General features: G+C 72.5%; 21 protein-coding genes. 5 read left to right on the top strand and 16 right to left on the bottom strand.

All coding sequences use genetic code 11. From position 1 onward, the window contains the following. Window positions 1–37: 37 nt before the first annotated feature. From ASC99_RS09800 to ASC99_RS09760, 10 genes are all read right to left on the bottom strand, one after another. Window positions 38–1,303: a hypothetical protein gene (locus ASC99_RS09800; protein ID WP_157531459.1), complete on the bottom strand. Its 1,266-nt coding sequence runs from the start codon at window positions 1,301–1,303 to the stop codon at window positions 38–40. After that, window positions 1,278–3,236, bottom strand: a complete 1,959-nt coding sequence (locus ASC99_RS09795) for a S9 family peptidase (protein ID WP_057230316.1) — start codon at window positions 3,234–3,236, stop codon at window positions 1,278–1,280. Before ASC99_RS09795 ends, ASC99_RS09800 begins: the two co-directional genes overlap by 26 nt. Next, window positions 3,233–4,255 (bottom strand): aminotransferase class I/II-fold pyridoxal phosphate-dependent enzyme, encoded by a 1,023-nt coding sequence (locus ASC99_RS09790; RefSeq protein WP_057230315.1) that lies wholly within the window; start codon window positions 4,253–4,255, stop codon window positions 3,233–3,235. Before ASC99_RS09790 ends, ASC99_RS09795 begins: the two co-directional genes overlap by 4 nt. Before the next feature lie 29 nt (window positions 4,256–4,284). Beyond that, window positions 4,285–5,355: a hypothetical protein gene (locus ASC99_RS09785; RefSeq protein ID WP_157531458.1), complete on the bottom strand. Its 1,071-nt coding sequence runs from the start codon at window positions 5,353–5,355 to the stop codon at window positions 4,285–4,287. 512 nt (window positions 5,356–5,867) lie between these two features. After that, window positions 5,868–6,533: a hypothetical protein gene (locus ASC99_RS40290; RefSeq protein WP_235502548.1), complete on the bottom strand. Its 666-nt coding sequence runs from the start codon at window positions 6,531–6,533 to the stop codon at window positions 5,868–5,870. Between the two features lie 193 nt (window positions 6,534–6,726). Then, window positions 6,727–6,882 (bottom strand): hypothetical protein, encoded by a 156-nt coding sequence (locus tag ASC99_RS38395; RefSeq protein WP_157531457.1) that lies wholly within the window; start codon window positions 6,880–6,882, stop codon window positions 6,727–6,729. A gap of 728 nt (window positions 6,883–7,610) precedes the next feature. Then, window positions 7,611–8,645 carry a LuxR C-terminal-related transcriptional regulator gene (locus ASC99_RS09775; RefSeq protein WP_082598219.1) on the bottom strand — a complete coding sequence of 345 codons (1,035 nt, stop codon included), beginning with the start codon at window positions 8,643–8,645 and terminating at the stop codon, window positions 7,611–7,613. A gap of 152 nt (window positions 8,646–8,797) precedes the next feature. Next, window positions 8,798–9,349 carry an NUDIX hydrolase gene (locus tag ASC99_RS09770; RefSeq protein ID WP_082598218.1) on the bottom strand — a complete coding sequence of 184 codons (552 nt, stop codon included), beginning with the start codon at window positions 9,347–9,349 and terminating at the stop codon, window positions 8,798–8,800. A 13-nt stretch (window positions 9,350–9,362) separates the two neighbouring features. Beyond that, entirely contained in the window at window positions 9,363–10,523 is a 1,161-nt protein-coding gene (locus tag ASC99_RS09765) for a pyridoxal phosphate-dependent aminotransferase (protein WP_057230313.1), read from the bottom strand. Between the two features lie 9 nt (window positions 10,524–10,532). Then, on the bottom strand, window positions 10,533–10,760 hold the full coding sequence (locus ASC99_RS09760; protein WP_057230312.1) for a hypothetical protein: 228 nt from the start codon (window positions 10,758–10,760) through the stop codon (window positions 10,533–10,535). Window positions 10,761–11,028: 268 nt separating this feature from the next. Between ASC99_RS09760 and ASC99_RS09755 the strand changes: the two genes are divergently transcribed. Next, window positions 11,029–12,975: a BTAD domain-containing putative transcriptional regulator gene (locus tag ASC99_RS09755; protein ID WP_057230310.1), complete on the top strand. Its 1,947-nt coding sequence runs from the start codon at window positions 11,029–11,031 to the stop codon at window positions 12,973–12,975. 87 nt (window positions 12,976–13,062) lie between these two features. Here ASC99_RS09755 and ASC99_RS09750 read toward each other — a convergent pair whose 3' ends face one another. After that, the gene (locus ASC99_RS09750; RefSeq protein ID WP_057230308.1) at window positions 13,063–14,280 is read right to left on the bottom strand and encodes an ATP-grasp domain-containing protein; all 1,218 of its coding nucleotides are present in this window, start codon (window positions 14,278–14,280) and stop codon (window positions 13,063–13,065) included. A 187-nt stretch (window positions 14,281–14,467) separates the two neighbouring features. Here ASC99_RS09750 and ASC99_RS09745 point away from each other — a divergent pair, with 187 nt between their 5' ends. The 4 genes from ASC99_RS09745 to ASC99_RS09730 all read left to right on the top strand — a co-directional run bounded on the left by ASC99_RS09745 (window position 14,468) and on the right by ASC99_RS09730 (window position 19,625). Continuing rightward, the gene (locus tag ASC99_RS09745) at window positions 14,468–15,754 is read left to right on the top strand and encodes an acetyl-CoA carboxylase biotin carboxylase subunit family protein (RefSeq protein ID WP_057230306.1); all 1,287 of its coding nucleotides are present in this window, start codon (window positions 14,468–14,470) and stop codon (window positions 15,752–15,754) included. Window positions 15,755–15,777: 23 nt separating this feature from the next. Continuing rightward, window positions 15,778–17,046, top strand: a complete 1,269-nt coding sequence (locus ASC99_RS09740) for an acetyl-CoA carboxylase biotin carboxylase subunit family protein (protein WP_057230305.1) — start codon at window positions 15,778–15,780, stop codon at window positions 17,044–17,046. A gap of 5 nt (window positions 17,047–17,051) precedes the next feature. Beyond that, window positions 17,052–18,269 carry an MFS transporter gene (locus tag ASC99_RS09735; protein WP_063857050.1) on the top strand — a complete coding sequence of 406 codons (1,218 nt, stop codon included), beginning with the start codon at window positions 17,052–17,054 and terminating at the stop codon, window positions 18,267–18,269. A gap of 183 nt (window positions 18,270–18,452) precedes the next feature. Then, window positions 18,453–19,625: a hypothetical protein gene (locus ASC99_RS09730; protein WP_157531456.1), complete on the top strand. Its 1,173-nt coding sequence runs from the start codon at window positions 18,453–18,455 to the stop codon at window positions 19,623–19,625. 60 nt (window positions 19,626–19,685) lie between these two features. Here the strand turns inward: ASC99_RS09730 and ASC99_RS09725 are convergent, their stop codons facing one another. The 5 genes from ASC99_RS09725 to ASC99_RS09705 form a co-directional block, all read right to left on the bottom strand. Continuing rightward, the gene (locus ASC99_RS09725) at window positions 19,686–20,627 is read right to left on the bottom strand and encodes a hypothetical protein (RefSeq protein ID WP_057230301.1); all 942 of its coding nucleotides are present in this window, start codon (window positions 20,625–20,627) and stop codon (window positions 19,686–19,688) included. Window positions 20,628–20,632: 5 nt separating this feature from the next. After that, window positions 20,633–21,874: an ATP-grasp domain-containing protein gene (locus tag ASC99_RS09720; RefSeq protein ID WP_057230299.1), complete on the bottom strand. Its 1,242-nt coding sequence runs from the start codon at window positions 21,872–21,874 to the stop codon at window positions 20,633–20,635. A gap of 46 nt (window positions 21,875–21,920) precedes the next feature. Beyond that, window positions 21,921–23,408: an FAD/NAD(P)-binding protein gene (locus ASC99_RS09715; protein ID WP_057230297.1), complete on the bottom strand. Its 1,488-nt coding sequence runs from the start codon at window positions 23,406–23,408 to the stop codon at window positions 21,921–21,923. After that, entirely contained in the window at window positions 23,408–24,319 is a 912-nt protein-coding gene (metF, locus tag ASC99_RS09710) for a methylenetetrahydrofolate reductase [NAD(P)H] (protein ID WP_057230295.1), read from the bottom strand. The genes ASC99_RS09715 and metF overlap by 1 nt, the downstream gene beginning before the upstream one ends. A 32-nt stretch (window positions 24,320–24,351) precedes the next feature. Next, window positions 24,352–26,087, bottom strand: a 1,736-nt coding sequence (locus ASC99_RS09705; RefSeq protein WP_200948306.1) for a vitamin B12 dependent-methionine synthase activation domain-containing protein, incomplete at its 5' end; no start/stop codon positions are given.

The raw sequence follows: 26,087 nt of genomic DNA, 5'->3' as shown, positions 1-26,087 counted from the left end.
GCCTCCTGGGCAGTGATCGTGGGTGGACCCGACAGCGCTAGGCGGCGGAGGCCGCCGCGTCTGCCGCACGCCGCTGGAAGTCCCGGGCCTGCCCGAGGCGGCCCGAGCGGGCCAGTAGCGAGGCATGCGTGAGCAGCGTCAGGCGGTCGGCGTCCGGGCTCTCGGCCTGCGGGCCGAGCAATGCCAGTGCCTCTTCCGTCTGGCCCTGTCCGGCAAGGAAGTTGGCGAACTCGGCGCGCAGCTCGTGCTGGCCGGCATTGGCCGCCAGGCTCTGCCGGTACAGGACCTCCGCCAGCGCGGGGTCGCCCAGCCTGCCGGCGGTCAGCTGGGCCAACTTGCCCAGTGTGTACGGGTGGTTCGGCCGGACGGCCAGCGCACGCAGCATCAGCGCGCGGGCCTGCTCCGTGTCGCCCTCGTACTTCTCCACGTAGAGCGCGTAGTTGCACAGGGTGCGGGGGTGCACCGGGTCGAGTCGCAGTGCCTCGCGGTAGCGTCCGCCCGCGTACTGCGGGTCCTGCTTCTTGTGCTCGGCGTACAGCGCGAAGTTGCTGTTCACCCGGGCGTACCGGGTCTCGGCGGCAACCGGGCGCCCGGCCTCCCGCTTCTTGTCGTCCGGTGCCCAGTGGATCTTCTCGGTCCACAGCGCGAGCAGCCGCATGTCGTTGGCGTCCTCGGGGTAGCGGGCCTGCATCTCGGCCAGCCCGATGGGGTCGGGCCGGTCGGCGAGGTAGCCGAAGCGCTCCATGGAATCCCACTCGGAGAGGGTGATCAGCTCCTTGAGCTCCTCCGAGTAGTCCGGGCGGATCTTCGTCGCGTTGATCCGGCTGCCCTCGGCGAGCACCGCGGGGTCGAACTCCTCGCCGACCAGCTCCAGGAAGCGGGCGAAGTCCTCCTGCAGGTTCTCCTGTCGGCCGATGAAATCGACCTCCTCACCGGGCGCCCCGACGTACGAGGTGTAGATGTTGCCCAGCGCACCCGGCAGCGTCGTCACCGCACGACGGACGAAGGTCTCGAAGTCGGCGCTCTCGCAGTGCTCGTCCAACGGGTACTGCGGACGCCAGCCCTTCTCCATCCGGTAGGACCAGTACGAGCGGTACCACTCCAGCGGATCGCGCACGAAGGCGCCGACGAAGCTGTACTGCGAGCGGTCGAAGTCGCCGAGCAGGTCGTGCTCGCGCATCGCGGGATCGCCCACCTCCTCGAAGGCGAGGCCGAGTTCCCGGAACTTCTTGCGGATCCAGGTGCTGCCCGTCTTCGGAGTCAGCAGCAGCAGCGCATTACTGTGCGTCAGATGAAGTGCCATGTTCCGCTCCAGAATTCGGCGCCTCGGCCGCCTTCCGGCGGACGGCGCGGGGTGAGTCGAAAAGCTTCATGGTGGTGCCGCCCGGCAGGCCCGCGTCCTTCGACGACGCCGCCGCCGCGGGCCGCCCCAGCCGGTCGGCGAGGTAGTCGGCCAGCAGTGCGTCGAGGGCACGGCGGTTGCCGGTGGTCACCACCTCGTGGCCCTCGTCGGGGAAGAGCGCGAGGGTCGCGTCCTGGTCGGACTGCGCCAGGGCCATGAACATCCGCGTCGCCATCTCGGCCGGAACCCGGCTGTCGTTGGCGCCGTGCACCAGCAGCACCGGGCACCGGAAACCCTCGGGCCGGTTGACCGGTGAGGCCGCCGCCAGGGCCGCCCGCTGCTCCGGCAGCGCCGGATCGCCGATCCGGCGCCGCAGCATCGGGAGGGCGCTGCGCCAGAAGGTCGGCGGCTCCTCGACGAAGCGCACCAGGTCGGTCAGCGGCGAGGTCGCCACCGCGCAGCGCAGCTCCCGTCGAGTGGTTGCGGCCATCTGGAGTACGGCGTAGCCGCCGTAGCTCCCGCCCAGCAGGGCGATCCGGTCAGGGGCGGCGAGGCCCTCGGCCACCGCCCAGTCCAGCGCGTCCTCCAAGTCGTCCTGCATCGCGGCGCCCCACTGCCGGTCGGCCGCGTTGATCCAGGCCGAACCGAAACCGGTCGAGCCGCGGAAGTTGGGCTCGATCACGGTGTAGCCCCGCGCGGCCAGCCAGGCCCGCCGCTCGGCGAACTCCCAGCGGCTGCGCCGCCACGGCCCGCCGTGCACCAGCAGGACGGCCGGTCCTGGCCCGCTGTGCTGTCGGGCCTGCTCGCTGCGGGTCACGTAGGTGACGGCGTGGCCGCCGTCCCGCAGCGGCACCAGGGCGGGCAGGCACTCGACCGGCAGTGGATCCTGGCCCGGCCGCGCCATGCTGAGCGGCCGGGTCTCGCCCGTCGCCGTGTCATGAACGGCGTACCGCACATCGCGCTCCGGACGGTGCGCGGCGACCAACCAGTGGTTGCCCCGGCGCTCCAGGACCGCCGGTTCGGTGCCGAGTGCGGTGCGCAGTCGCTCGATCGTCGGCGCCCACCGCTCGTCCAGCGGGACGCAGCTCGGCTGCGCCCGCTCGACGTGCAGGAAGTCCGGTCGGCCGGTGTCCGCGGCGAACAGCAGCCCGCCGAAGTCCCCACCGCTGACCCGGTGCACGGTCCGCGGGGTGCCGACCGGTGCGCCGGGCCGGCAGCCCAGCTCGGCCAGCTGTACGCCTGCGGGCCCGTCCGGCAGCACCAGGAAGAGGCTGGCACCGTCGTCGCCGAAGCGCACGAAGCGCACGGTGAGCGCGTCCTCGTGCGGGATGCGCAGGAAGAGGCCGCCGTCCGTGGTGTCGGGCTGCTGCGGGACGTGCCGCAGCTCGCGGGCGCCGTCCGGCAGCACGGTCTCGGCCAGCCGCGGCCGCAGCGCACGATCGAAGTACACGGCGGCGTGGTCGGAGCCGCGCAGGACCGGTGTCGCCCGGCCGGTGTGCAGCGAGACCAGCAGGTAGTCGCGGGAGCCCGGCTCGCGGCCGGCGGCCGAGACCAGCACCTCCTCGGGCCGCTGCTCGGAGAGCCCGGCGATCTGCATCCGTTCGGCCGAGCCGTCACCGAGCGGCGTCCACTCGCCCGTCTCGACCCGCACCCGGTAGAGCGTCCAGTTCTCGGACCCGTCCGAGTCGGCCACGGCCAGGCCGATGCCGGGAAGGTGCGTCCAGGTGAAGGCCCGGCAGCGCGCCGCCCCGACGCCCGTGCGGCTCAACTCCCGCCGCGCGGCCACGTCGTACAGCACCAGGTGGGGAGCCGCGGAGCCACTGGACAGCCACCCGGCGAGCCTGCCGTCGGCACTCAGCGACGGCGGTCCGTTGACCTCGCCGGACCCGCTCACGGATTCGAGGCGGCCCGGTCGCCCGCTGCCGCGTGCACGCGGGCGACGCAGTCCACCACGGCGTCGATCTCGGACTCCTGCGGGACGGTGATCCGCACCCCGATCGGCCACTCCTGCGGGTAGCCCTTGAGGTCGTGCAGCAGCCTGGTGCGGTAGCCGACGGCGAGCAGCTCCGCGACCATCCGCTCCGCGTGCGGGCTCTCCAGGCAGATGTAGTTGGCGTCCGAGGCCCAGATCCGCAGCCCCTCGACTTTCGCCAGGCCCGCCACCAGGGTCTGGCGGGACTCGACCGCCCGCCGGATGCTCGCGTCCACGGCCTCAGGCTGTGCCAGCAGCCGCAGGGCGGTGCGCTGGGCGACACCGGAGATGCTGTTGGGCATCAGCCAGAAGCGGAAGTCCTCCCGGGCGAAGACCTGGGAGACCGCGAAACCGATCCGCAGGTTCGCCAGCCCCCAGGCTTTGGAGAAGGTCCGCATCACCACGAGGTTGGGGTATTGCGACACCAGCCGCAGCGCTGAGTCCGGCGCGAAGTCGGCGTAGACCTCGTCCAGGATCACCAAGCCCTGGGCGCGCTCCAGCAGCGTGGCGATGTCCCGCAGGTCGAACTGGTAGCCGAGCGGATTGCGCGGCGAACAGAGCACGAGGATGGCCTCGGGCCGGTCCAGGTACGGCTCGAGGGCCGGGAGGAGTTCACCGGGCTCGCGCACCGGGACGCTCTGGTACTCCCAGCCCTGCTGGCGGGAGACGGTGGCGGTGAGGTGGAAGTTCGGGGTGACGTCGACGACGAGGCCCTGATAGGCGCTGCGCAGCAGGGTGTCGATGAGCTGGGTGGCCCCTGCGCCGACCCGCACGAACTTCTCGGGCACGCCGAAGTGGGCGGCCGCGGCGGCGGCGACGCTCTCGCCCCAGACTTCGTCCTTGTTGGTGATGTCGATGGATTCGGTGGCCGACAGCATCTGCTGGGTCTGCTCGCGCGGGTCCAGGAATTGGTTGCCGGTCCAGGTCAGGTCAAGCGTCATCGGAAACTCCGTGATTGAGGTGAGCGCGGTCAGAGCAGGAAACGTCGCTTCTTCCCGCCGGGCGGGGTGATGCGGGCGCACTGCTCCAGTTCCGGGTCCTCTGCGGGGAGCAGGCCCGCAACGGCCTCGCGCAGGGCGGCCGCCGGCACGCCGGGGTCGGTGCAGGAGGCTTCCGCGGACCAGCGAAGCAGGGTCCGGTCCCGCTCGCCCAGCACGAACTGGAAGTCGGCGAGGCCGGGGAGGAAGCCGATGGCCCGGGTCACCTCGTCTGCGGAGAGCTCCGCCGTGCGGAACCGGACCGTCTCCGGTTCCCGGCCGTGCAGCCGCAGCAGCCGTTGAGTGCCGTCCGCGGCGGTCGCCAACTCGGCGTGGTCGCCGGTGCGGTAGCGGGCGAAGACCGTGCTCCGGTTGGCCAGGTTGGTGAGCACCAGCTCACCTCGGCCGTTCTCGTCGACCTGTCCGGTCGCGTCGAGCACCTCGAGCCGCACGTTCTCGCCGAACACGCGGTACGTCGCACCGTCCGGCTCGGTTGCGGCAATCAGGCCGCCCTCCGTGGAGGCCAGCGCGTCCACCACAGGCGCGCCGAAGTAGCTGGTGAGCCGCGCGCGGTCGTCCGGATGCAGCGGCTCCCCGCTGACCAGGAGCAGCTCCGGCTGCCAGGGTGCCCGCTCGGCGCCCTGGCCGAGCAGCGCTGCCCGCAGATCGAGCAGGTAGGTCGGCTTGCCGTACAGCACGGGGGCCTGGAACTTCTGGAGGAGCGCGAGGGTGTCCTGCCCGGACTCGGGGAGCTGCAGGCGCAGGTAGAGCCCGTTGTCCAGCGACGGCAGGGGCCGGACGAAGCTGGGCCGGCCCGGCTTGTTGCTGACGAACAGCACGGCGGGCACACCGCGCCGGAAGGTCTCGGGCGGCAGGCCGGCGAGGTCCCGGATCTGCGCGAAGAAGTGGTAGTTGACGGCGTACCAGGCGGCGTCGTCCAGCGTGACCTCCAGCGGCCGACCAGTGGTGCCGCTGGAGGAGAGGCGGTAGCCCGGACCGCCGGTGGCGGTGGCCGCTGCCGGCCGGAACCGGCCGCCGTCGGTCTGGTGGACGGCGCGGTCCACGATCGGCAGCTCGGCGGCCGAGGGAAGGTTCCGGTAATAGGGGACCTCCCGGCGCGCGAACGTCAGGAATTCATCGTGCGCGGCCCGCGCCGAGGCCGGCCAGGATCTTTCCTCCCAATCCTGCCGGGCACGGCGGACCGTCTCCAGTGAATTCGCGATGACATCATCCGAGTCAATCATCATGGACCCCGCCCAATCGTCGAGCTGACGAAGCTTCAAGGTCGGGCGCGGACGGCGGTCGGGGATCGACCGCGGGCACCCGGGATGCGGAAGGGACCCGGCTTGCCCAGGGAGACTTGACGGAGCGTCACATCAGGGGAGCCGGTCGGCTGCCGGAAAATCCGACACTTCTTCCGCCGCCAAGAGCGTGACACTTCCGGACTGCCATGTCAAACATTTCCTGACGTCGTCCTCGCGGAATACGAGGGAACGCCCAAAGGGCCTTGCATGGCATTCTTTCGATGCCGTGCAAGGCCTTTTGGGCGCTTGGTGAAATGCGTTGAAGGTGCGGCTCAGCCGGTCGCGAGCACTATCAGTTCGTCGATGTCGTATTCGGCGCGTGCCGCACTTCCGTGGCGCGTCAGCTTTCCGCGGCTCGCCCATTTGCGGACGGTCGCCTCGGACACCCCCGCGGCCTGGGCCGCGAGCCGGGTCGGCAGCCTGCGCCCCGCGGGTGTCGGATCCGCCCCGTGCACGGACGGTGACCCCCGCAGCGCCAGCCACTCCCGGCTGGACCAGGCGTGACCGGACCGGCAGCGCACATCGCCGCCGTCACCCATCCGCGCCTCCAGCGGGCTGGCGCACTCGGCCCGCGGGCAGCGGCCGAGGGTGATCCGGCGCGGCTGCGGCGGCTGGAGCACGCGCCTGGCCTGCACGACCAGCGCGCCGATCTCCTCGGCCAGGTCGGCGGCGGCCGGATGGTCGGCCAGCACGTCCAGGTGCGGGAGCAGGAACGCGGCCAGCGGTCCGACCTCGCGGGCTGGTGCGGCGCCCGCCGTGAGCTCGGTGACCACACCCGCCCAGGAGGCCAGCACGCCGAGCATCGCCGTACGGACCGCGGAGGCCTCGTCGTTGAACATGAGCTCGGAGTTCCGGCTGCCGCTGACCCGTTCACCGCGACCGTTCATGGTGGGACCCAGGACGTACTCGACCTCGCGGTACAGCTGGGGCAGCTCCATGAGGGCGGCCGCGAGGTCGTCTCGGCACGCCCGGCAGAGCCGACCGGACTGCGTCCGCGGTCCATCCGGCCCGGGCCTCGCGTGGCCGGTCCCGTACTTCGGCGCTGGGCATCCGCTGCTGCTGACGGCTTGGCGCATAGGGGTTCCTCGAGTACTGAGTGGCGTCAGGTGCGGGCTCCGGGGTCGGAGACGGCTAGTCCCAGCCCCAGCTGCCGGCGAGAGCCGACTGGGTCGAGGGCGAGTCCGCGCGGACCGCCGACGTGGCGAGCTGCTGCGCCGAGGCGGTCACCACCAGGGCGGCAAGGGCCGCCACGGAGCAGGCGATCGAGGTGAGAAGGCGCGTAGGCATGGGGTCCTCTTCAGCAGTACACAATGTGGGATGGGATGTGTGCACCACGGGAAAAGGAGTCCGCCGGAAATCGTGTTTCCCTTGTATTCATCTCCCCGTTGCTCAGCCAAGGTGACACAGTGTGCAGTGCCCGCTCAAGGGATTCCCATGGCCTTAAGTTGCCCTGGCCACATGGTGCCACTCGGGAACTGAACCCCTTTTCGTCCTATTTGGTCGGCTCACTGCTCGGTGGCAACACCGGTCCCCGGCAGGGGCGCTACCCGGATTGTCGCGTCGCACATGCCCGCGGACCGCTGATCGGTGGAAGTCACCAGCTCAGCGCCCAGGTGGTGGCCGGCGAGCGCTCGCCGGACCGCGGCCAGTACGCCGGTTCCCGCGGCCTTTGCCGATGCCCCTCTGACGAAGAGCACGCCGCTATGTCCAGATTTATTCGTTCTAGGCGCGTAGACATGTTCAAGAACGCAGCCGGGGGTCGCTGACAATTCCCTTGCAACGTCATTGAGGTCCAGCCGGACCTGGCTGCACTCTGGCACGCTGTGCCGGATATGGATTGCGTACATGAGAGCAAATGGTGGCAGCCACAAGGCTACGGAAATCGGCTGAGCGGCGGCCGTTAACTGCCATGGCACGAGACGGCCAGTCGTCGCTGCTCACGCGGCAAGCCGGGCCCGCAGCAGTCCTGGCGCTCACGGTGAAAGGCTGGGGCCGGGTCCACCTCCGGCCCTGACCTACATCCAATCGGCCCGAGAGACCAGCAACCCGGCCTCGAACCGGCTCCGCGCGCCCAGGCGGTTCATGATCTCCGCCATCATCCGCCGCACCGTGCGCAGCGAGACGCCGAGCTTGCGGGCGGCCACCTCGTCCGTACTGCCCATTTCGAGCAGCTTCAGCAGCTCCAGCTCCTGCGCCGTCAGCTTGCCCGGCCTGCTGGGCACCACCCCGTCCAGCGGACGCGCCTGCTGCCAGGTCATCTCGAAGAGTTGCACCAGCGAGGCCAGCACCCCCGGAGCCTTCAGGACTATGGCCCCGGCCCGGCTGTTCTGCGGATCGGTGGGCAGCAGCGCCACGGACCGGTCCACGACGAGCATCCGGACCGGCAGGGAGGGGATCGTCCGGATCTCGCCGCCCAGGCTCGCCAGCCAGCGGGCGTACTCGGTGGTGGCCCGGTCGTTGCGGACGCTGTCGAGGTACAGCGTCCGGATCCGGACGCCCGCGGCCAGGCTCTTCTCGTCCAGCGGTCGGCTGGCGTCCAGTGCCTCCGGGCTCTGGGCGCCGCCCGGCATGAAGGAGAGCAGCTCGTGCTGTGCCTGCGCAGCGAGCTCGGTCAGCCGGGCCCGCACCGTGGTGATCTCGTCGAGCTGCTCAAGGCCCTGGTTGCCCCAGCGCCCCTGCTGCGCCGAGTAGAGAGCGGCGAGCTCGGCGGCCTCGGTGCGGGCCGCGGCGAGCTGCGCCTGCTGGCTCTGGATCTCGCTCTCGCGCCGGTTCAGCAGTGCGGCCAGACCGATCTCCGGGTTCAGCGCGACCGGTGCAGTCGAGTACTCGGCGGGGTAGAGCATGGACAGCTCCGCCAGTTCGTCCAGGCAGGCCCGCACCTGAGCCGCAGTCATCCCCAGCTCTCCGGCGATCTCGGCAACGCCCCAGCCGGGACGGCCGACCACGGTTCGGTAGACGTCCAGCAGCCGATCGCTCAGACCGAGGAGCGCGCACAGTGCGGCTCGGTCCAGCTCTGGCTCCGCGCCGTCGCCGACCGTCAGGGCGTTCATGGATGCTTCCCCCTTGCTTCACCTCACCGTGCGGCAATACCCCCTGCAGTCATGCATATTAGCGACACGTCATGGCCGCGCCAGGTCCCCTGGCGTGTGGGTAAAGACCGTTCGCGTCGGCTGGTGGGCGGTTGACGTCAGCTGACGGCGGTTCACGGACCCACCGGCGTCCCGTCCACCAGCTCCGCCGGGCCCGTCCCGGTCGCCAGCGCGGCGAGCGATTCCCGCAGCTGTCCCCACGACGCGGGGGTCAGCAGCCGAGCCGCCTCCTCCGGAGTGCACATCCGCCACTCCGCCAGCTCCGTCTCCTGCAGCTGGATCCCCGCCAGGTCCCCCTCGCTCAGCGGGCCGCCCTCGAAGACATAGACCACCCGCGGCCGGTCGTCCGCGCGATTCACCCAGTCCACGCCGAGCAGCCGCCCGGGAGAACAGGCCAGGCCGATCTCCTCGCCGATCTCGCGGACGGCTGCCTGCCGCGGGGTCTCCGACCCGGCCTCGACGGTGCCGCCGGGCAGTCCCCAGTGCAGCTCGTTGAGCCCCGGCTGGAGCCGGACCAGCAGGATCCGGCCCCCGCCGTCGGTGAAGACCACCCGGGCCTTGGTCACGGCCGCCGGGAGCCGACCGGCACCTTCGATGGGTGCCGGTGGGACGGGGCGGGACCCGTTGGGGCCGTGGGCGTCGACGGTTGTCCGGTGCAGGTGCATGCAGGGAGCGTAGTCAGAGCTGCTGTAGGCGGGTGACGGCCTCCTGCAGGACATCGTCCCGCTTGCAGAAGGCCCATCGAACGTGGCTGCGTCCGGCCTCGGTGTTGTCGTAGAACACCACGTTCGGGATGGCCACCACACCGCAGCGCTCCGGCAGCTTGCGGCAGAACTCCAGACCGTCGGTCTCGCCGAGCGGGGTGATGTCGGTGGTGATGAAGTACGTGCCCTCCGGCCGGAACACCTCGAAGCCGGCCGCCGCCAGCCCGTCGGCCAACAGGTCCCGCTTGCGCAGGTGGTCGGCCCGCAGGGTGTCGAAGTAGCTGTCGGGCAGCCGCAGCGCGTCGGCGACGGCGTACTGGAACGGCCCCGCGCTCACGAAGGTCAGGTACTGCTTGGCGGTCCGCACCGCCGCCACCAGTTCCGGCGTCCCGGTCACCCAGCCGACCTTCCAGCCGGTGAAGGAGAAGGTCTTGCCGGCCGAGGAGATCGAGACGGTGCGCTCGCGCATCCCGGGGAGGGCGGCCAGCGGACGGTGCGCGCCGGCGAACACCAGGTGCTCGTACACCTCGTCGGTGATCACCAACAGGTCGTGCTCACAGGCGAGTTCGGCGATGCCGCGGAGCTCGTCCGGGGTCAGCACGGTGCCGGTCGGGTTGTGCGGGGTGTTGATGAGGAGCAGCCGGGTGCGCGGGGTGATCAGGGCGCGCAGCTCGTCCAGGTCGGGGCGGAAGCCGGGAGCCCGCAGGGTGAGCGGGACCCGGGTGGCGCCGGCCATCGCGATGCAGGCGGCGTAGGAGTCGTAGAACGGCTCCAGTGCGATCACCTCGTCGCCGGGCTCCAGCAGCGCCAGCAGGGCGGCGGCGATCGCCTCGGTCGCCCCGGCGGTGATCAGCACCTCGCTGTCGGGGTCGTACGTGAGGCCGTACCAGCGCTGCTGATGCTCCGTCACCGCCGCCCGCAGTTCCGGGATGCCGGGCCCGGGCGGGTACTGGTTGCCCCGCCCCTCCAGGACGGCCCGGGCGGCCGCCTCGGCGATCGCGCGCGGGCCGTCGGTGTCCGGGAAGCCCTGCCCCAGATTGATCGAACCGGTGGCGACGGCCAGCGCGGACATCTCCGCGAAGATCGTCGAACCCATCCCCGCCAGCCTGCGGTTCAGCAGTGGCCTCGTACCCATCCCGGCTCCTCAAGGTCGGTCGTCGGGGACCATCCTGCGGGGCGCCCGACCCGAGAACAAGTCCGGCTCGGCACCGGCGGGTTCGGCCTGCCCCGGCCCGCTGGGGCGGGCGGCCGGCTCGCGGAGCAGGGGGTAGGGGAGCGGCACCCGGATCGCCATCACCGGGTGGAGGTCGCGCCACCAGAGCACCAGCAGGTGGCGCAGGCGGCGGCCGAGTGCTTCGAGCGTGGCCCGCATCGGTTCAGATCCCTCCCTCGACGCGCCCGGCGGCGCGAGCAGAAAAAACCTACGGGTAGGAATATTAATCTGCAAGGGAATGTCTCACTTGGCGAGATGGTGAACCTGTCGGACGCCACCGGCCTGCGAGGACGTCCGCGCCAGAGGTGGGGGCGGTCGTCCAGCGCGCGGGACGACCGTGTCCAAGTTGATTGAACCTGACACAGAGCCATGCTAAAAACCTTCCAGAAGGTTTTTTACTGCCCAGCTGCCACCAAGGGAGAAGAGCGTGGACTTTGCCGTGCTGGGACCGGTCGAGGTGCGCGACGAGCAGGAAGACCTCACACCCGCCGCCGCCATGCCCCGCCGGGTGCTCGCCACGCTGTTGCTGCAGGCGGGGCGGACCGTCTCCACCTCGACCCTGGAGGAGGAGCTCTGGGACGACGAGCCGCCGAAGCTGGCCCGGAAGACCATCCAGACCTACCTCTACCAACTGCGGAAGGCGCTCGCGGCGAGCCCGACCGGTGGCCGCAGGCAGCTGCTGGAGACCCGCCCGAACGGCTACCGCATCCTGCTGGAGCCCGGCGAGCTGGACCTGCGGCTGTTCGAGCAGCGGGTCGGGGTGGGCCGGTCGGCGCTGGCCGAGGGTGACCACGGCCGGGCGGCCGCGGTGCTGCGTGAGGCGCTGGGGCTGTGGCGGGGCAGCGCGCTCGGCGACCTGTCGCACGGGCCGGTGCTGGCGGCCGAGGCCGCGCGGCTGGAGGACGCCAGGCTCGGCGCGCTCGAGCAGCGGGTCGAGGCCGACCTCCGGCTCGGTCGGCACCGCGAACTGGTCGGCGAACTCAAGGCACTGACGGTACGTCACCCGACCCGGGAGGAGTTCGCGGCGCAGCTGATGCTGGCCGCGTACCGCTCCGGGCTCCAGGAGGACGCGCTGAGCACGTACGGCAGGCTGCGCCGGAGCGTGGTGGAGCACACCGGCCTCGAGCCCTCCGAGCGCCTGCAGCGGCTGCACCGGGCGGTGCTCTCGGCGGCGCCCGGGCTGGCCGCGCCCGAACGGACCGTCGCCGCCAGGACGGTGGCCCGTGGCCGGCCGGCCGAGATCCCGGCGGCGCCGCCCGGGCTGGTCGGCCGGGAGGCGGAGTCGGAGCGGATCAGGCGGGGGATGGGCCGGCTCTGCTCGGTCACCTGCGTGGTCGGCGGCCCCGGCACCGGGAAGACCGCGCTGGTCACCGAGGTGGCGCAGCGGGTCAAGGAGCGTTATCCGGACGGCCAGTTGTTCGTCACCCTGCACGGATCGGACGGTGTCCCGCTCGCGCCCACCGAGGTGCTGTCGACCTTCCTCCGGGCGGCCGGCCTCGACGGACCGCCGGGCTCGGCGGAGGAGCCGGCCCGGTCCTGGGAGGAGTCGGCCCGGCTGTTCCGGAGCTGGACGGCGGACCGCAAGGTGCTGGTGGTGCTGGACGACGCGGCGAGTGTGTCGCAGGTCCTGCCGTTGCTGCCGAGCGGGCCCGAGTGCGCCACCCTGATCACCGCCAGGCAGCGGCTGGCCGGCCTGCCCGGGGCGGTCGGGGTCCAGCTCGCGGCGTTCGGGCCGGCCGACGGGCTGCGGCTGCTGGAGTCGGTGGCGGGGCCGGGACGGATCGGCGCGGAGCGGGCGGTGGCACGGGAGTTGCTGGAGCTGTGCGATCTGCTGCCGCTGGCTGTCCGGGCGGCCGGGGAGCGGCTGGCGGCCCGGCCCGGGCTTGGGGTGGCGGAGTTGACGGCCCGGCTGCGCGCGGAGCGGGGCCGGCTGGCCGAACTGGGGGTCGGTGACCTCGACGTCGCCGGACGGCTGGCGGAGGCGATCCGGCGGCTGGCGGCCGGGGAGCAGCAGGCGCTGCGGGCGCTGGCGGGCCTGGGTGGACGGCCGTTCGGGATCGCCGAGGCGGCGCGGGTGCTTGGCGTCGAGACCGGTCCTGCCGGGCTGCTGCTGGACCGGCTGATCTCCGCCCACCTGCTGGTCGACCTCGGACCTGAAGGTCTCGAAGGTGGCGCGGGCGTCGCGGGCGGGCCGGCCGGCTTCCGGATGCCCGACCTGGTCCGGCTGGCCGGCGCCGCGCCGGTCTGCGCGCTGTCGGGCCGGCCGGACGGGAGCAGCCCGRCCGAGCAGCCTACGGCGGTCCGGTACCGGGACGCCCGGCGGCCGGCCCGGCGGGCGCACTGCGCGGGACGCCCGGCGCTCGCCCTGCGCTGACGAGTGCGCCCAGGCGGCCCGTTGGTCGCCCGGCGGCGAGCGGCGGGCCGCTGTGCTGTGGCCGACCGCCGGGGTCGGCCACAGCGGTCAGCGCAGCCGGATGTCGAGCTCCCCGAGCAGCTTGTCGGCCAGCGGCCCCGCCGCGTCGGGGTCGGCGGTGCCGACCACCAGCACGCCGTAGCGCTCCAGGTTGGAGGCGACCGGGCGGATCTCGGTGCCCGGCTCGAGCTCGCAGGAGGCGGCCAACACCTCGGGGCGGGCCGCGAGTTCGTCCCAGCCCTGGACCGAGGCGACGGTGCCCGGCGGGGGAGTGAGGAAGCGGGTGGCGGCCCCCCGGGTGGCGGCGGGCAGCCGGACCTCGCGGCCGAGCAGGTCGTCCAGCCAACTGCCGTACAGCTCAAGGCCGGGGCGGGTCCACTCGACCATCGCGTGGATCCAGTCGCCGCCCTGACGGACGTGCAGTTCGCCGAGCACCACACCCTGGTCGGTGAGCCAGCACTCGACGTGGAACAGGCCGTGTCGCAGCCCGAGCGCGCGCAGCGCGTTCGACACCTCCTCGTCGATCGCCCGGGTGTCCTCCGGTGCGATCTGCGCGGGCATGGTGTGGCCGCACTCCACGAAGGAGCTGCCGACGACCTGCTTGCCGGTCACCGCCAGGACCTGTGGTGAGCCCGAGGTGATGATGCCCTCGACGCTGAACTCCGGTCCGCTGACGAAGGTTTCGACCAGGGCGTTGCCGTCCTCGTCGGCGGCCTGGGCGAACGCGGTGGCGATCCGCGCCGGGTCGTCGACCTGCTGGACGCCCTCGCTGCTGGAGCCGCTGCGCGGTTTGACGATCACGGTGCCGCCGACCGAGCGATGGAACTCCTCGGCCTGCTCGGCGCTCGCGCACAGCCGGAGGGCGGGCTGCCGGAAGCCGTGCTCGCGCAGGTACTCGCGGCAGATGTCCTTGGTCCTGACCCGGCGGACCGCCTCGGGCGGGTTGCCGGGCAGCCCGAGCGCGCCCGCCACCTCGGCGGCGGCCACCACCGCGTACTCCCGGAACGCCAGCACGGCGGTGATCGGCTCGCGCTCCGCCCTGGCGACGGCCCAGGCCACGCAGGCGGCGGCGTCGGTGAAGTCCAACTGGTCGACATCATCGGCGAGTCGGACCAGCTCGGGGGCGGCCGCCAGGTTCTCGGCGGTGTCGGTGAGGACGATCCGGCTGCCTCTGGCGCGGAGCTGGGTGAGGGCGCGGGCACAGATGTCGTGCACGTAGCCGGTGGTCGCCGGTGCGGCGCCGCCGATGATCAAAGTCGTGGTCATGCCCCTGACTTATACCGGCCCGCCGGGCATACCGACAGCTCTTCCGGGCGACCGTCCGAACTGCGAGACGGCACTCCCCGGATCTATTCAGATGTCATTTCAAGTGCCTAAGATGACATCAGCAAGGCATCCACAGCAACGGAGATGCCATTCGATCCCCTGTGTCCGTCCATCGAGAGGTCCTGCCATGTCCCGCAGCACCGTGTTGGTCATCGAGCCCAACTCCTCCGGCATCGGCCTGCTGGCCGCCGCCGAGCGGCTCGGCCACCGCCCGCACGTCTTCGACCGCAAGCCGGTCGACCGGCTCCCCGAGCAGGTGCGCCGCGCGGTGGCCGAGGGCCGGGCCGACTACACCCGGCTGGAGATCCGCAGCCGGGAGGCGGTGATCGCCGCCGCCCGGGCCCTGGCCGGCTCCACCGACGTGGTCGCCGTGGTCCCCGGCTACGAGTACGCGGTCGAGGTGTGCGCGCACACCGCCCGGGCGCTCGGCCTGCCGGGGCTGGACCCGTCGGCGGTCGGCGCGCTGCGGGACAAGGGCTGGATGAAGGCGGTGCTGGCCGAGGCCGGGGTGCTGGTGGCCCGCAACGAGGTGTTCGGCGCAGCAGCCGACCCGGCGGACATCCTGGCAGCGGTCGGGCTGCCCGCGGTGCTGAAGCCGGTCGACGGCTCCGGCAGCCAGTACGTCCGCCGGATCGACAGCGAGGCCGAACTGGCCGGCTACCTGGCCGAGGTGAGGGCCAGTCCGATCGACGACTACGGCCAGCTGCTCGGCCTCTCGCTGCTGGCCGAGAGCTACGTGGCCGGTCCCGAGTACAGCGTCGAGGGGTACGTCGAGGGCGTCCCCGGCGCCCTGCGGGTGCACGTGCTCGCGGTGACCGAGAAGCACCTCGGGCCCGAGCCGACCTTCGTCGAGGTCGGTCACGTGGTGGACGCGCCGCTGGACCCCGAGCAGCGCGCGGCCCTGGTGGACACGGCGCAGCGGGCGGTCCGGGCACTGGGCATCACGGTCGGCTGCTTCCACCTGGAGGCCCGGCTGACCCCGGCAGGTCCGTACGTGATGGAGGTGGGCGCCCGGCTCGGCGGGGACCGGATCCCGTGGCTGGTGCAGGCGGTGTGCGGCGCCGACATGTGGGAGCTGGCGGTCCGTTCGTTCGCGGGCCTGCCGCAGCCCCCGGCGCCGACCGCCGGGAGCCGGTCCGGAGCGGCGGCGGTGCGGTTCTTCAGCGTCGCCGAGGAGGGCCGACTCGGTGATCCGGCCCGGCTGGCGGAGCAGCTGCGGTCGGTCGAGGGGTGCATCGAGGCGGAGGTGACGGCGGCGGCGGGTGCGGTGCTGCGCCCGGCCGTCGACCTGCACAGCAGGTTCGGCCACGTGGCCCTCGCCGCGCCCAGCCGGGAGGCGCTCGCCGAGCGGCTGGCCCGGATCGACAGGTTCGTCCAGGAGGCCGTGCAGACGGCCGTGACCGTCGGCGCCTGAGTCGCCGAAGGGAGGGAAGTCCGATGAGGATTCTGATCATCAACCGGTGGGACGACGAGCACCAGAGCGACTACGGCTCGCGGATCGACCACTCCGTGCACGAGGTCAGCTATGTCACCGTGCCCAAGCACGTGCCCCGGATCCCGGCGGCGGCCCGGCACATCCAGGTGGTGGAGGACTACAGGTCGCCGGAGCCGGTGATCGAGGCGGCCCTCGCCGCCCACCGGGCCTGCGGCGGCTTCGACCGGCTGCTGGTGCTCTCCGAGTTCGACCTGCTGACCGGCGCGCAGATCCGCGAACGCCTGGGCATCCCGGGGCCGGACACCGAGGCGGTGCTGGTCTTCCGGGACAAGACCCGGATGAAGGCCCGGGTGGCCGCGGCCGGTCTGCGGGTGCCGCGCTTCCAGGAGGCGGCCACGCTCGCCGAGATGACCGCCTTCCGGGCCGAGTTGGGCGCCCCGGTGGTGGTCAAACCCCGGACCGGCGCGGCCAGCATCGGCATCTTCGTGGTCGGCCCCGAGGAGGACCTGGCCACCACCCTGGCCGGCACCGAGCTGGCGGACTATCAGGTGGAGGAGTACCTGGAGGGCCCGGTCTGGCACGTCGACGGGCTGATGGAGGACGGCTCGATGGCCTTCGGTCGCGCCTCCCGGTACATGGACACCTGCTACGGCTTCGCCCAGGGCCGCCCGGTGGGCTCGGCGGTGCAGACCGGGCCCGAGGCCGACACGATGCTCGCCTTCACCGAGGCCTGTCTGCGGGCGCTGGGCCTGGAGCGCGGCGCGTTCCACTTCGAGCTGATCCAGACCCCGACCGGGCCGGTCTTCCTGGAGGTCGGCGCGCGGTTCGGCGGCGGCGAGATCCCCTGGGTGTTCCAGGACGTCTACGGCGTCGACCTGATCGGTGACTGGATCCGGCTGGAACTGGGCGAACGGCCCGTCACCCTGCCCGCGCCCGGCCCCGACCACGGGCACGGCGGCTTCCTGCTGGTCCCCGAGCCGCTGGGCCAGGAGCTGGTCTCCCGGCCGTCGATGGTCGGTGCCGTGCCCGGCCTGTACGCGGAGGAACTGCCCGAGCCGGGGCACAAGTTCGACGGCAAGGGCGGCTACCGGTTCATCCTCGGCCGGTTCCGCTACCACGCCGGCAGTGCGGCCGAGGTGGAGGAGGCGATCCGGGTCACCATCCGGGACTACCACTGCGAGTTGGCCGCCCTGCCGGCCGAGCCGGTCGCCGCACCCGAGCAGGCCGAGCAGGTCACCGAGCCCGTCGCCGTGCCCGAGCCGGTGCGGTGACCGCGATGGCCAACGCCTACCGGCAGATCTTCGCCGTGCCCGGCACCGCCGCGTTCAGCTCGGCCGGGCTGGTGGCCCGGCTGGCCACCGCGATGACCCGCTTCGGCATCGTCGCGATGCTCTCCCAGCAGCCCGGCGAGTACGCCCTGGCCGGGGCGGTGACCGCGACCCACGCGATCGCGTACGCACTGGTCGGGCCCCGGCTGGCGCGGGCCGTGGACCGGCACGGCCAGCGGCGGGTGCTGCTGCCCGCCGCCGCGGTCGGCGCGGTCGCACTGACCGTGCTGGCGCTCTGTCACCGGCTGGCGGCGCCGGCCTGGACGCTCTTCCTGGCCGCCGCGGTGGCCGGGGTGATCCCCAACGTCGGCTCGATGGTCCGGGCCCGCTGGGCGGAGATCTTCCGGGGCACCGACCGGCTGCACCCGGCGTACTCGCTGGAGTCGGTGGTGGACGAGACGGTGTTCACGCTCGGGCCGGTGCTGGCGATCGGGCTGTCCACCGCGTTCGCCCCGGAGTCGGGGCTGCTCGCGGCGGCCGGGCTGCTCGCCCTGGGCAGCTGGCTGCTGGCCCGGCAGCGCGGCACGGAGCCGCCGGTCCGCCCGGCCGAGCGGGTGCGCTCCGGCTCGGCGATCCGCAGCCCGGGTCTGCCCGCGCTGGTGGTGACCTTCCTGGCGATCGGGGCGGTCTTCGCCTCGATCGAGGTGATCACCGTCGCGTTCGCCGACGAGCGGGGCGACAAGGCGATGGCCAGCTGGGTGCTGGCGGTGTACGCGATCGGCAGTGCGCTGGCCGGGCTGCTGTACGGCGGCCTGGCACCGCGCGGCACGGTGCGCGGGCGGCTGCTGACCGGCACCCTGCTGATGACCGTGACGATGGTGCCGTTGCTGGTCACCGGCAATCTGCTGCTGCTCGGTGTGGTGCTGTTCGTGGCCGGTACGGCGTGCGCGCCGACCATGGCCACCGCCATGGGGATGGTCGAACTAGCAGTGCCCCGTGCCCAGTTGACGGAGGGTATGACCTGGGCTAGCACCGGCCTCGGGCTCGGCATTGCGCTGGGTGCCGCACTCGCCGGTGCGGTGGTGGACCACTCCGGCGCGAGCCTGGCGTTCGTCGTGCCGGTGGCCTGCGGGGCGCTGGCGGTGGCCGCCGTACTGCTCGGCGTCCGCTCGGTGCCGCGCACCCCGGCGGAGGCCACCCAGAGCCCGGTCGCGGTGTCGGCCTGAGCCGGCCCGCCCCGACCACGGCCGCCCCGGTGGCCGTGGTCAAGGCGTGGTCGAGCGGCGACCGAGCGCTGACCGGCCCGGCTTCCCGGACCGGTCGCCGGTCTGCTGTGCTGACGGACGGCGCGGGCCGACCCGGCCTGATCCGTCGTCAGTTCGTCCAACGACCACCCGAGGCAGCGATCCGTGTTCCTACTCGTCGATCCAGTGTTCAGCGGTGCCGACCTGGCCCGCACCCTCCGGGAGCAGGGGGCCGACTGTCTCCCGGTGTTCAGCAGCCAGGCCGAGCGGACCGGCGGTCCAGCCCCCTGGACCGGGTGGGCCGGCCGTCGTCCGGACGCGGTGATCGCGGCCAGCGGCTCCGGCGGACGGCTGGCCGAGCAGCTCGCCCGGGACTTCGGACTGCCGTACCACGACCCGGAGTTGGCCGCCGCCCGGTGTGATCCGGCGGTGATGAGCCGCACGCTGCTCGAAGCGGGCCTGCCCGCGGTCGCGGGGGCCGTGGTGGAGACGCCCGAGCAGCTGGCGACGGTGCTGGACGGCTGGACCGACTGGCCGGTACTGGCCCGCCCGGCCACCGGTGCGGGCACCGAGCCCGGGCGGCTGTGCCGGACCGCCGCCGAAGTCGCGGCGGCGGTGGCCGAGTTGCACCGAGGCCCGCTGGGCACCGGCCGGGCGGTGCTGCTGCACGGGCTGCCGGACGGCGAGACGTACGAGGTGCACACCGTCAGTTCGGCGGGCCGGCACCTGGTGGCCGAGGTCTACCTGCGGCACCAGAGCGAGGACGGCGGGGTGCTGGTGCACCGGGACAGCGTGGCGCACAGCCTGCTCGGTCCGGCCGAACGCGGGGCGATCACAGCCGCCGTCGGTTCGCTGGACGCGCTCGGCGTCCGCGAGGGCTCCGCCAGGACCGAGCTCCGCCGGACCGCCGACGGCTTCCGGCCGGTCCGGGTGGAGCCCTGGCCGACCGGCCCGCGCAGCTCCGCCGACCCGTACTTCGCGGCCTTCGGCTACACCCGGCTGCACCTGCTCGCGGAACGCTTCCTGCGCCCCGAGCAGTTCGCCCGCCGACTGGAGCTGCCGTACCGGCCCGCCCGGGCGCTGGCCAGGATCGAGCTGCGGGTGCCGGGCGCGACCGGCACCCTGCGGTCGGTGCCCGGCCTCGACCGGCTGCGGCGGCTGCCCGGCTTCCACAGCGTGACCGGCCTGCCGGAGACCGGGACCCCGGCCACCGTGCTGGAGCGCTCGGCGCAGGGCTGGGGCGTGGCCTACTTCGTGCACGAGGACGACAGCCTGCTGCACAGCTCGGTCGCCGTGGTGCACGCGATGGAGGAGACCGGCGAACTCTTCGCGCTCTGAGCCACCGTCATGCCGAAGGGGGACCGCGCAGTCGCGGTCCCCCTTCGGCATGACGGACGGTCAGGCAGGTGCCGCCACCCGGCGGTCCTGGACGACGGTGCGGGCCTGCCGGGCGCAGGCGGCCGCCAGCAGGACGAGCAGCCCGATCAGCGCGCAGGCCACCGGGTCGAGCGGCCCGCCGAAGGCGGTCTGGCTCAGGTAGGTGATCCCCGGGAGGGTGCTCAACAGGGCCATCGCCAGCAGGGGTTCGGCCCGTTGCAGCCCGATCTGGAGCAGGTAGAGCGGCAGTGCGACCGCCGCCAGTGCGGTCAGCGCCATCAGCGGCAGCGGAATCGGGTCCGCTCCGCCCGTCCCGCCGGCCCCGCCCGTTCCGCCCCGGGCCAGCAGCAGGGCCCCGGCCACCAGGTAGGTGAGGTGGAAGCGGTTGGCGGTGACCCAGAGCGGGTCCGCCCCGGCCGCGCCGAGCTGCCGGGAGATCCGGGCCAGCAGCGCGGCCGAGATCCCGGAGACGGCGACCAGCACGGTACCGCCGACCATCGGCAGCGAGAGCGCGCCGGGCTCCGGGTTCAGCCGTACGGCGATCAGCACGGAGAGCCCGAGCAGCCCGAGGGCCCCGGCCAGCCGGCCGGCGGCGGGCGCGCTCTCCCGGCGGATCAGCGCGATGCAGACCACCGCGAGCGGTCCGATGCCGGACTGGACGCTGGTGGCCAGTGCGGCGGGAATCCAGGCCAGCGCGGAGAAGAAGCCGAGGAAGGTGACGGCGGTGGCCAGGTTCATCAGCACGATCAGCCGCCGCACCGAGCTGCGCTGCGCGGCCGGGCGGGCGGGCCGGGCGCCCTGTCGGACCCGGCGGGCCAGGCAGAGCGAACCGAACAGCAGGGTGGCCGCGACGAAGGCGAGGCAGGAGAACAGCAGGCTGTCGCCGAACTCCAGCCGCCCGGACAGATAGCCGTCCGCACAGGCCTGCAGGATCACCGAGACCACGATGAGCAGGATCGGCACGGCCGTCACCCTGCCGTCGGCTGGTCAGCCAGCCGGAAGAACCCGCCGGCGTCCTCCAGCGGGTGGAGCTCGGCCAGCGACTTCTGCAGCACCGTCTCGTCCTCGTGCACCAGGAAGGCGATGCCTGTCGCACCGGTGGTGAGATGGCGGTCGCGGATGGGTTCGCCGATCGCGGGCAGCCGCTCCACACTGTGGAAACCGGGCAGCCTGCGCAGCGTCCGTAGCCCGTCGATCGACTGCACGGTACCTTCGCGGTGCGGGCGCAGGAAGACCTTGGCCACGGTCTGCGGCGGGGCGTACGGCCGGTCCAGCCGGGCGGCGAACTCGGCGGGGCGCAGGTAGCGCTCGACCACCAGGTGCTGCTGGCTGTAGCCGAAGGCGGCGTGGTACGGGTCGGGCGTCAACGAGGGGCCCATCACCCGGGAGTTGACCTCGACCAGGCGCGGGCCGCGCGGGGTGAGCATCACCTCGGTGTGCGCGGCGCCCTCGCGGATGCCGAGTGCGTCCAGGCAGGCCAGCACGTAGTCGACCAACTCGCGCTCGTCCTGCCGGAGTTCGGGCCGGGAGATGATGTGCCGGAGGACCGGTGCGCCGTCGATGTGGTCGATCCGCTCGGCGTACACCTCGCTGAGCAGGTGGCGACCGGCCAGGCTGACGGTGTTGACGATGTACTGGGTCCCGGCCAGGAACTCCTGCAGCAGCACCTCGTCGTTGACCTCGCCCATCAGGTTCCTGGCGTCGGCGATGGCGTGGAAGGCGGCGACCACCTGCTCGGGGGTGTGGCAGATCTGGCAGCCGTCGCTGCCCGCGCTGTTGCGCGGCTTCACCATCACCGGGAAGCCCTCGGTCCAGTCGGTCAGCGCGGCGGTCAGCTCGGCCCCGGTGCGGACCGCGACGGTCCGGGCGGCGGGCACCCCGGCCTGCTCGAGCGCGCGGACCATCAGGTGCTTGTCGCGCCGGGCGTCGATCAACTCCGGCCGGTGGTGGTCGAGTCCGAGCGCGGCGGCCAGGGTGTCGGCCAGGATGACGCCGTACTCGCTGGCGGCGATCACCGCGCTCGGGCGCAGCTCCCGCAGCACGTCGAGGGTGGTCTCCAGGTCCCGGTGGAGCATGGTGTGGGCGGAGGCATCGGCCTGGTAGGCCGCGTGCAGGCTGCTGTCGTACAGGTGCAGGCAGGCCTGGCCCTCCTCCCGGAAGGCCTCGGCGAGGGCCGATCCGGTGGAGACGGGGCTGACAAGGACGATCACGGGACTGCCTTTCGGGTGAGTCGGTGGCGGGTGAGTCGGTGGCGGGTCAGACGGGTACGGCGGTGGCGAACTGGGCGGCGATCCTGGCGGCCTGCTTGGCCGCCGCGTTCAGGTAGTTGACGATCGCGGTGCGGTGGTGCGCGGCCGCGCCGACCACCCAGATCCGGTCCGGCGTGGGGTGCTCCGGCTCGCGCAGGCGCAGGTCGGCGGTGATCTCGGGGACGGCCGCGCCCGGACCCGGCGGGCCGATCCGGTACGAACCCGGTCCGGCCAGCGAGAGCTGCGGCTTCTGGAAGCCGGTCCCGCAGACCACGTGGGTGAAGTGCTCGACCCGGCCGTCCGGCCACTCGACCCGCCAGGAGGCCGGCCCCTCGGGCTCGATCGAGGCCGGGTACCCGGTGGCGACCGAGAGCCGGCCGGCCGCCAGGTGCTCGGCGAGCAGCCGGGCGTTGCGCTCCGGGATGGCGGAGATGTAGCGGGACATCACCGTCCGATAGCGGCCCAGCACATCGGCCCGGGTGGTGGCCGGCCAGGCTGCCGTCCAGTCGTTGACGGTGTCGATCACCTCGGCCACCACGTCCTGCCAGGGCACCCGGCCGGCCGCCGCCAGCGCCAACTCCCGTTCCAGGCGGGTCGCGGGGGCACCGGCGGGGCTGGTCTGCTCGCGCAGCGGCAGCGGCCGGTCGGCCCGGTTCACCGCCTCGACCAGCAGCCGGGCGACCTCCCGGTCGAGGTTGGCCGTACCCGGGGTGAGCCGCTGCCAGCGGTCGGTGTCCAGCAGCGGACGCTCCGGGCGGCGCAACCGGGTCCGGACGGCCGGGAGTTCGCCGGAGGGCGAGGTCATCACGGTGCGTCGGCCGTCCCGGCACAGGACCAGCGCCGCGTCGATGGCGGAGAGCTTGGTGCCGAGCACCAGCACCTCGGCGTCCCGGGGCAGTTCGCGCAGCCGGTCGACCGGGTACGGGGCGTCCAGCATGGCCGGGTGCCCGGCGTGCCGGCGGACCGGCTCGGGCAGCACCGGGCGGTCCAGGCCGAGACAGAGCAGCACGTCGGTGGCGAACAGCGGGGTGGAGCCGGTCAGTTCGACGCTGTAGCTGCCGTTGGTCTCGCGCCGTACGGCGGTGGCCCGGGTGCGGCGGTGCTCGATCCGGATGCCCCGGCGCTCGGCCCGTCGGCGGCTCTCCTGGTAGCGCTCGCGGCAGTACTGCCCGACCAGGTAGCGGGGCACGAAGTCCTCGGGGTGGGCGGGCCAGCCCCGGGAGGAGAGGTAGTCGAGCAGATCCGATCCGTCGTCAGCGCGGAGTGAAGTGACATCGACGGAGGTGTTGCACAGCAGCAGCGGGTCGCTGGTGCCGAAGGCGTGGCCGAAGCCCACCGGGTTCGGATCGACGATGGTCACCGAGTCGCCCGGGGAGAGCTTCGCAGTGAGCTGGGTGAAGGTGCTGACCGCCGTGGCCCCGCCGCCGACGATCACCACATCCCGGCTGGTGGTCGTGGTCGGGCACGCGGGCTCCAGTTCTGACTGACGGTGCATCAGGCGCTCATCGGGTGACGGCCGGTGGCGGTCGTGCGGACCGCACGGTGGATCTCCAAGGCGTCGTCCGCCCGGTTGAGGGTGATGAAGTGCAGGCCGGGCGCGCCCTCGGCGACCAGGCGGGCGCTCATCTCGACGGCGTGCGCCAGCCCGATCCGGCGGACCTCGGCCGCGTCGTCCCGGCAGCGCTCCAGCCGGTCGACGAGCTCGCCGGGGACGGTGGCGCCGCTGAGCTCGGCGAACCGGGCGAGCTGGCCGTGGTCGGTGATCGGGATGATCTCCGGGATGATCGGCGTCGGGCAGCCGGCGGCAGCCACCCGGTCGCGCAGCCGGAGGTAGTCCTCGACCCGGAAGAACATCTGGGTGATCGCGTAGTCCGCGCCCGCCCGGCACTTGTCGACGAAGTGGCGCAGGTCGGTGTCCGGATCGGGGGAGCGCGGATGCCCCTCCGGGAAGGCGGCCACCCCGATCCTGAACCGCCCGGTGGCGCGGACCAGTTCGACCAGCTCGGCCGCGTGCCGGAAGCCCTCCGGGTGCTGCCGCCACACCCCGCGCGGGTCGCCCGGCGGGTCGCCGCGCAGAGCGAGAACGTCGGTGATCCCGGCGTCCGCGTACTGGCCGATGATGTTGCGCAGTTCGGCCCGGGAGTGGCCGACGGCGGTCAGGTGGGCGACCGGGGTGAGCGTGGTCTCGGTGGCGATCCGCTCCGCGATCCGCACCGTCTTCTCCCGCGAGGAGCCACCGGCGCCGTACGTGATGGACACGAACGCGGGGCCGACCGCCTCGACCCGCCGCAGGGCGTTCCAGAAGCGCCGCTCGGCGAGCTCGGTGCGGGGCGGGAAGAACTCGAAGGAGTACGTCGGCTCGCCGGCGGTGGGCGCACCGAGCTGCGGCGGGTCGTGGTGGGGCATCGGACTTCCTTTCCGGGTGGTCGGAGCGGGGGTCAGCGGGCGTTGAAGTACTTGGCCTCGGGGTGGTGGACGATCAGCGCCGAGGTGGACTGCTCGGGGTGCAGCTGGAACTCCTCGGAGAGCAGCACGCCGATCCGTTCGGGCTTGAGCAGCTCCATCAGCTGGAGCTGGTCGCCCAGTTCGGGGCAGGCCGGGTAACCGAAGGAGTACCTGGATCCCCGGTAGCCCTGGCGGAACACCTCGTCCAGCGAGCTGGAGTCCTCGCGGTGGACGTCCAGTTCGGCGCGTACCCTGGCGTGCCAGTACTCGGCCAGTGCCTCGGTCAACTGGACGGACAGGCCGTGCAGTTCGAGGTAGTCCCGGTAGGCGTTGGCGGCGAACAGCTCGTTGGCCGCCTCGGCGATCCGGTTGCCCATGGTGACCAGCTGGAAGGCGATGACGTCCGTCTCGCCCGACTTCTCGGAGCGGAAGAAGTCGGAGAGGCAGAGCCGCCGGTCACGGCGCTGGCGGGGGAAGGTGAACCTGGTCCGCTCGGAGCCGTGCTCGTTCAGGATGATCAGGTCGTCGCCCTTGGAGACACACGGGAAGTAGCCGTAGACCACGGACGCTTCGAGCATCCCCTCGGTGTGCAACCGGTCCAGCCACATCCGCAGCCGGGGGCGGCCCTCGGTCTCCACCAGCTCCTCGTACGACGGGCCGCCGTCGCCCCGGCCGGGCTTCAGGCCCCACTGGCCGAGGAAGGTCGCCCGCTCGTCCAGCAGACTCGCGTACTCCGCCAGCGGGACACCCTTGACGATCCGGTCTCCCCAGAACGGCGGCACCGGCACCTGGTTGTCCACCGCCACGTCCGACCTGCCAGGCCCGGTGACCGGAGCCGGCTCGACCGGGCGGGCGACGGCGCTGACCCGGCGCGGCTTGAGCGGCGGGAGCGAGGCACCCGGCACACCGCGCTTCACGGACATCAGGGCGTCCATCAGGCGGAGGCCTTCGAAGGCGTCGCGGGCGTAGCGGACTTCGCCTTGGTAGATCTCGTGGAGGTCYTGTTCGACGTAGGCGCGGGTGAGGGCGGCGCCGCCGAGGATGACGGGGAAGTCGGCGGCGAGGTGGCGTTGGTTCAGTTCTTGGAGGTTCTCTTTCATGATGACGGTGGATTTGACGAGGAGGCCGGACATGCCGATSACGTCGGCGCGGTGTTCCTGGGCGGCGTCSAGGATGGCGGAGACGGGTTGCTTGATGCCGAGGTTGACGACGGTGTAGCCGTTGTTGGAGAGGATGATGTCGACGAGGTTCTTGCCGATGTCGTGGACGTCGCCCTTGACGGTGGCGAGCACGATGGTGCCCTTGCCCTCATCGTCGGACTTCTCCATGTGSGGTTCCAGGTGCGCCACCGCGGTCTTCATCACCTCGGCGGACTGCAGGACGAACGGCAGCTGCATCTGGCCGGAGCCGAACAGTTCACCGACGACCTTCATGCCCGCCAGCAGGGTGCCGTTGACGATCTCCAGGGCCGGACGCTGCGTCAGGGCCTCGTCCAGGTCCGCTTCCAGGCCCTTGCGCTCACCGTCGACGATGCGGCGCTGCAGCCGCTCCTCCAGCGGCAGAGCGGCCAGCTCCTGCGCCTTCGACTCCGCGCTGGAGGCGACGCTGACGCCCTCGAACAGCTGCAGCAGGCGCTGCAGGGGGTCGTATCCCTCCGTGCGGCGGTCGTAGACCAGGTCGAGGGCGACCGTGCGCTGCTCGTCGGGGATGCGGGCGATGGGGAGGATCT

The organism is Kitasatospora sp. Root107 (genome assembly GCF_001424875.1).
Lineage (GTDB): Bacteria > Actinomycetota > Actinomycetes > Streptomycetales > Streptomycetaceae > Kitasatospora.
The sequence above is the reverse complement of the archived record's forward strand: the minus strand, read 5'-3'. Positions and strand labels throughout refer to the sequence as shown.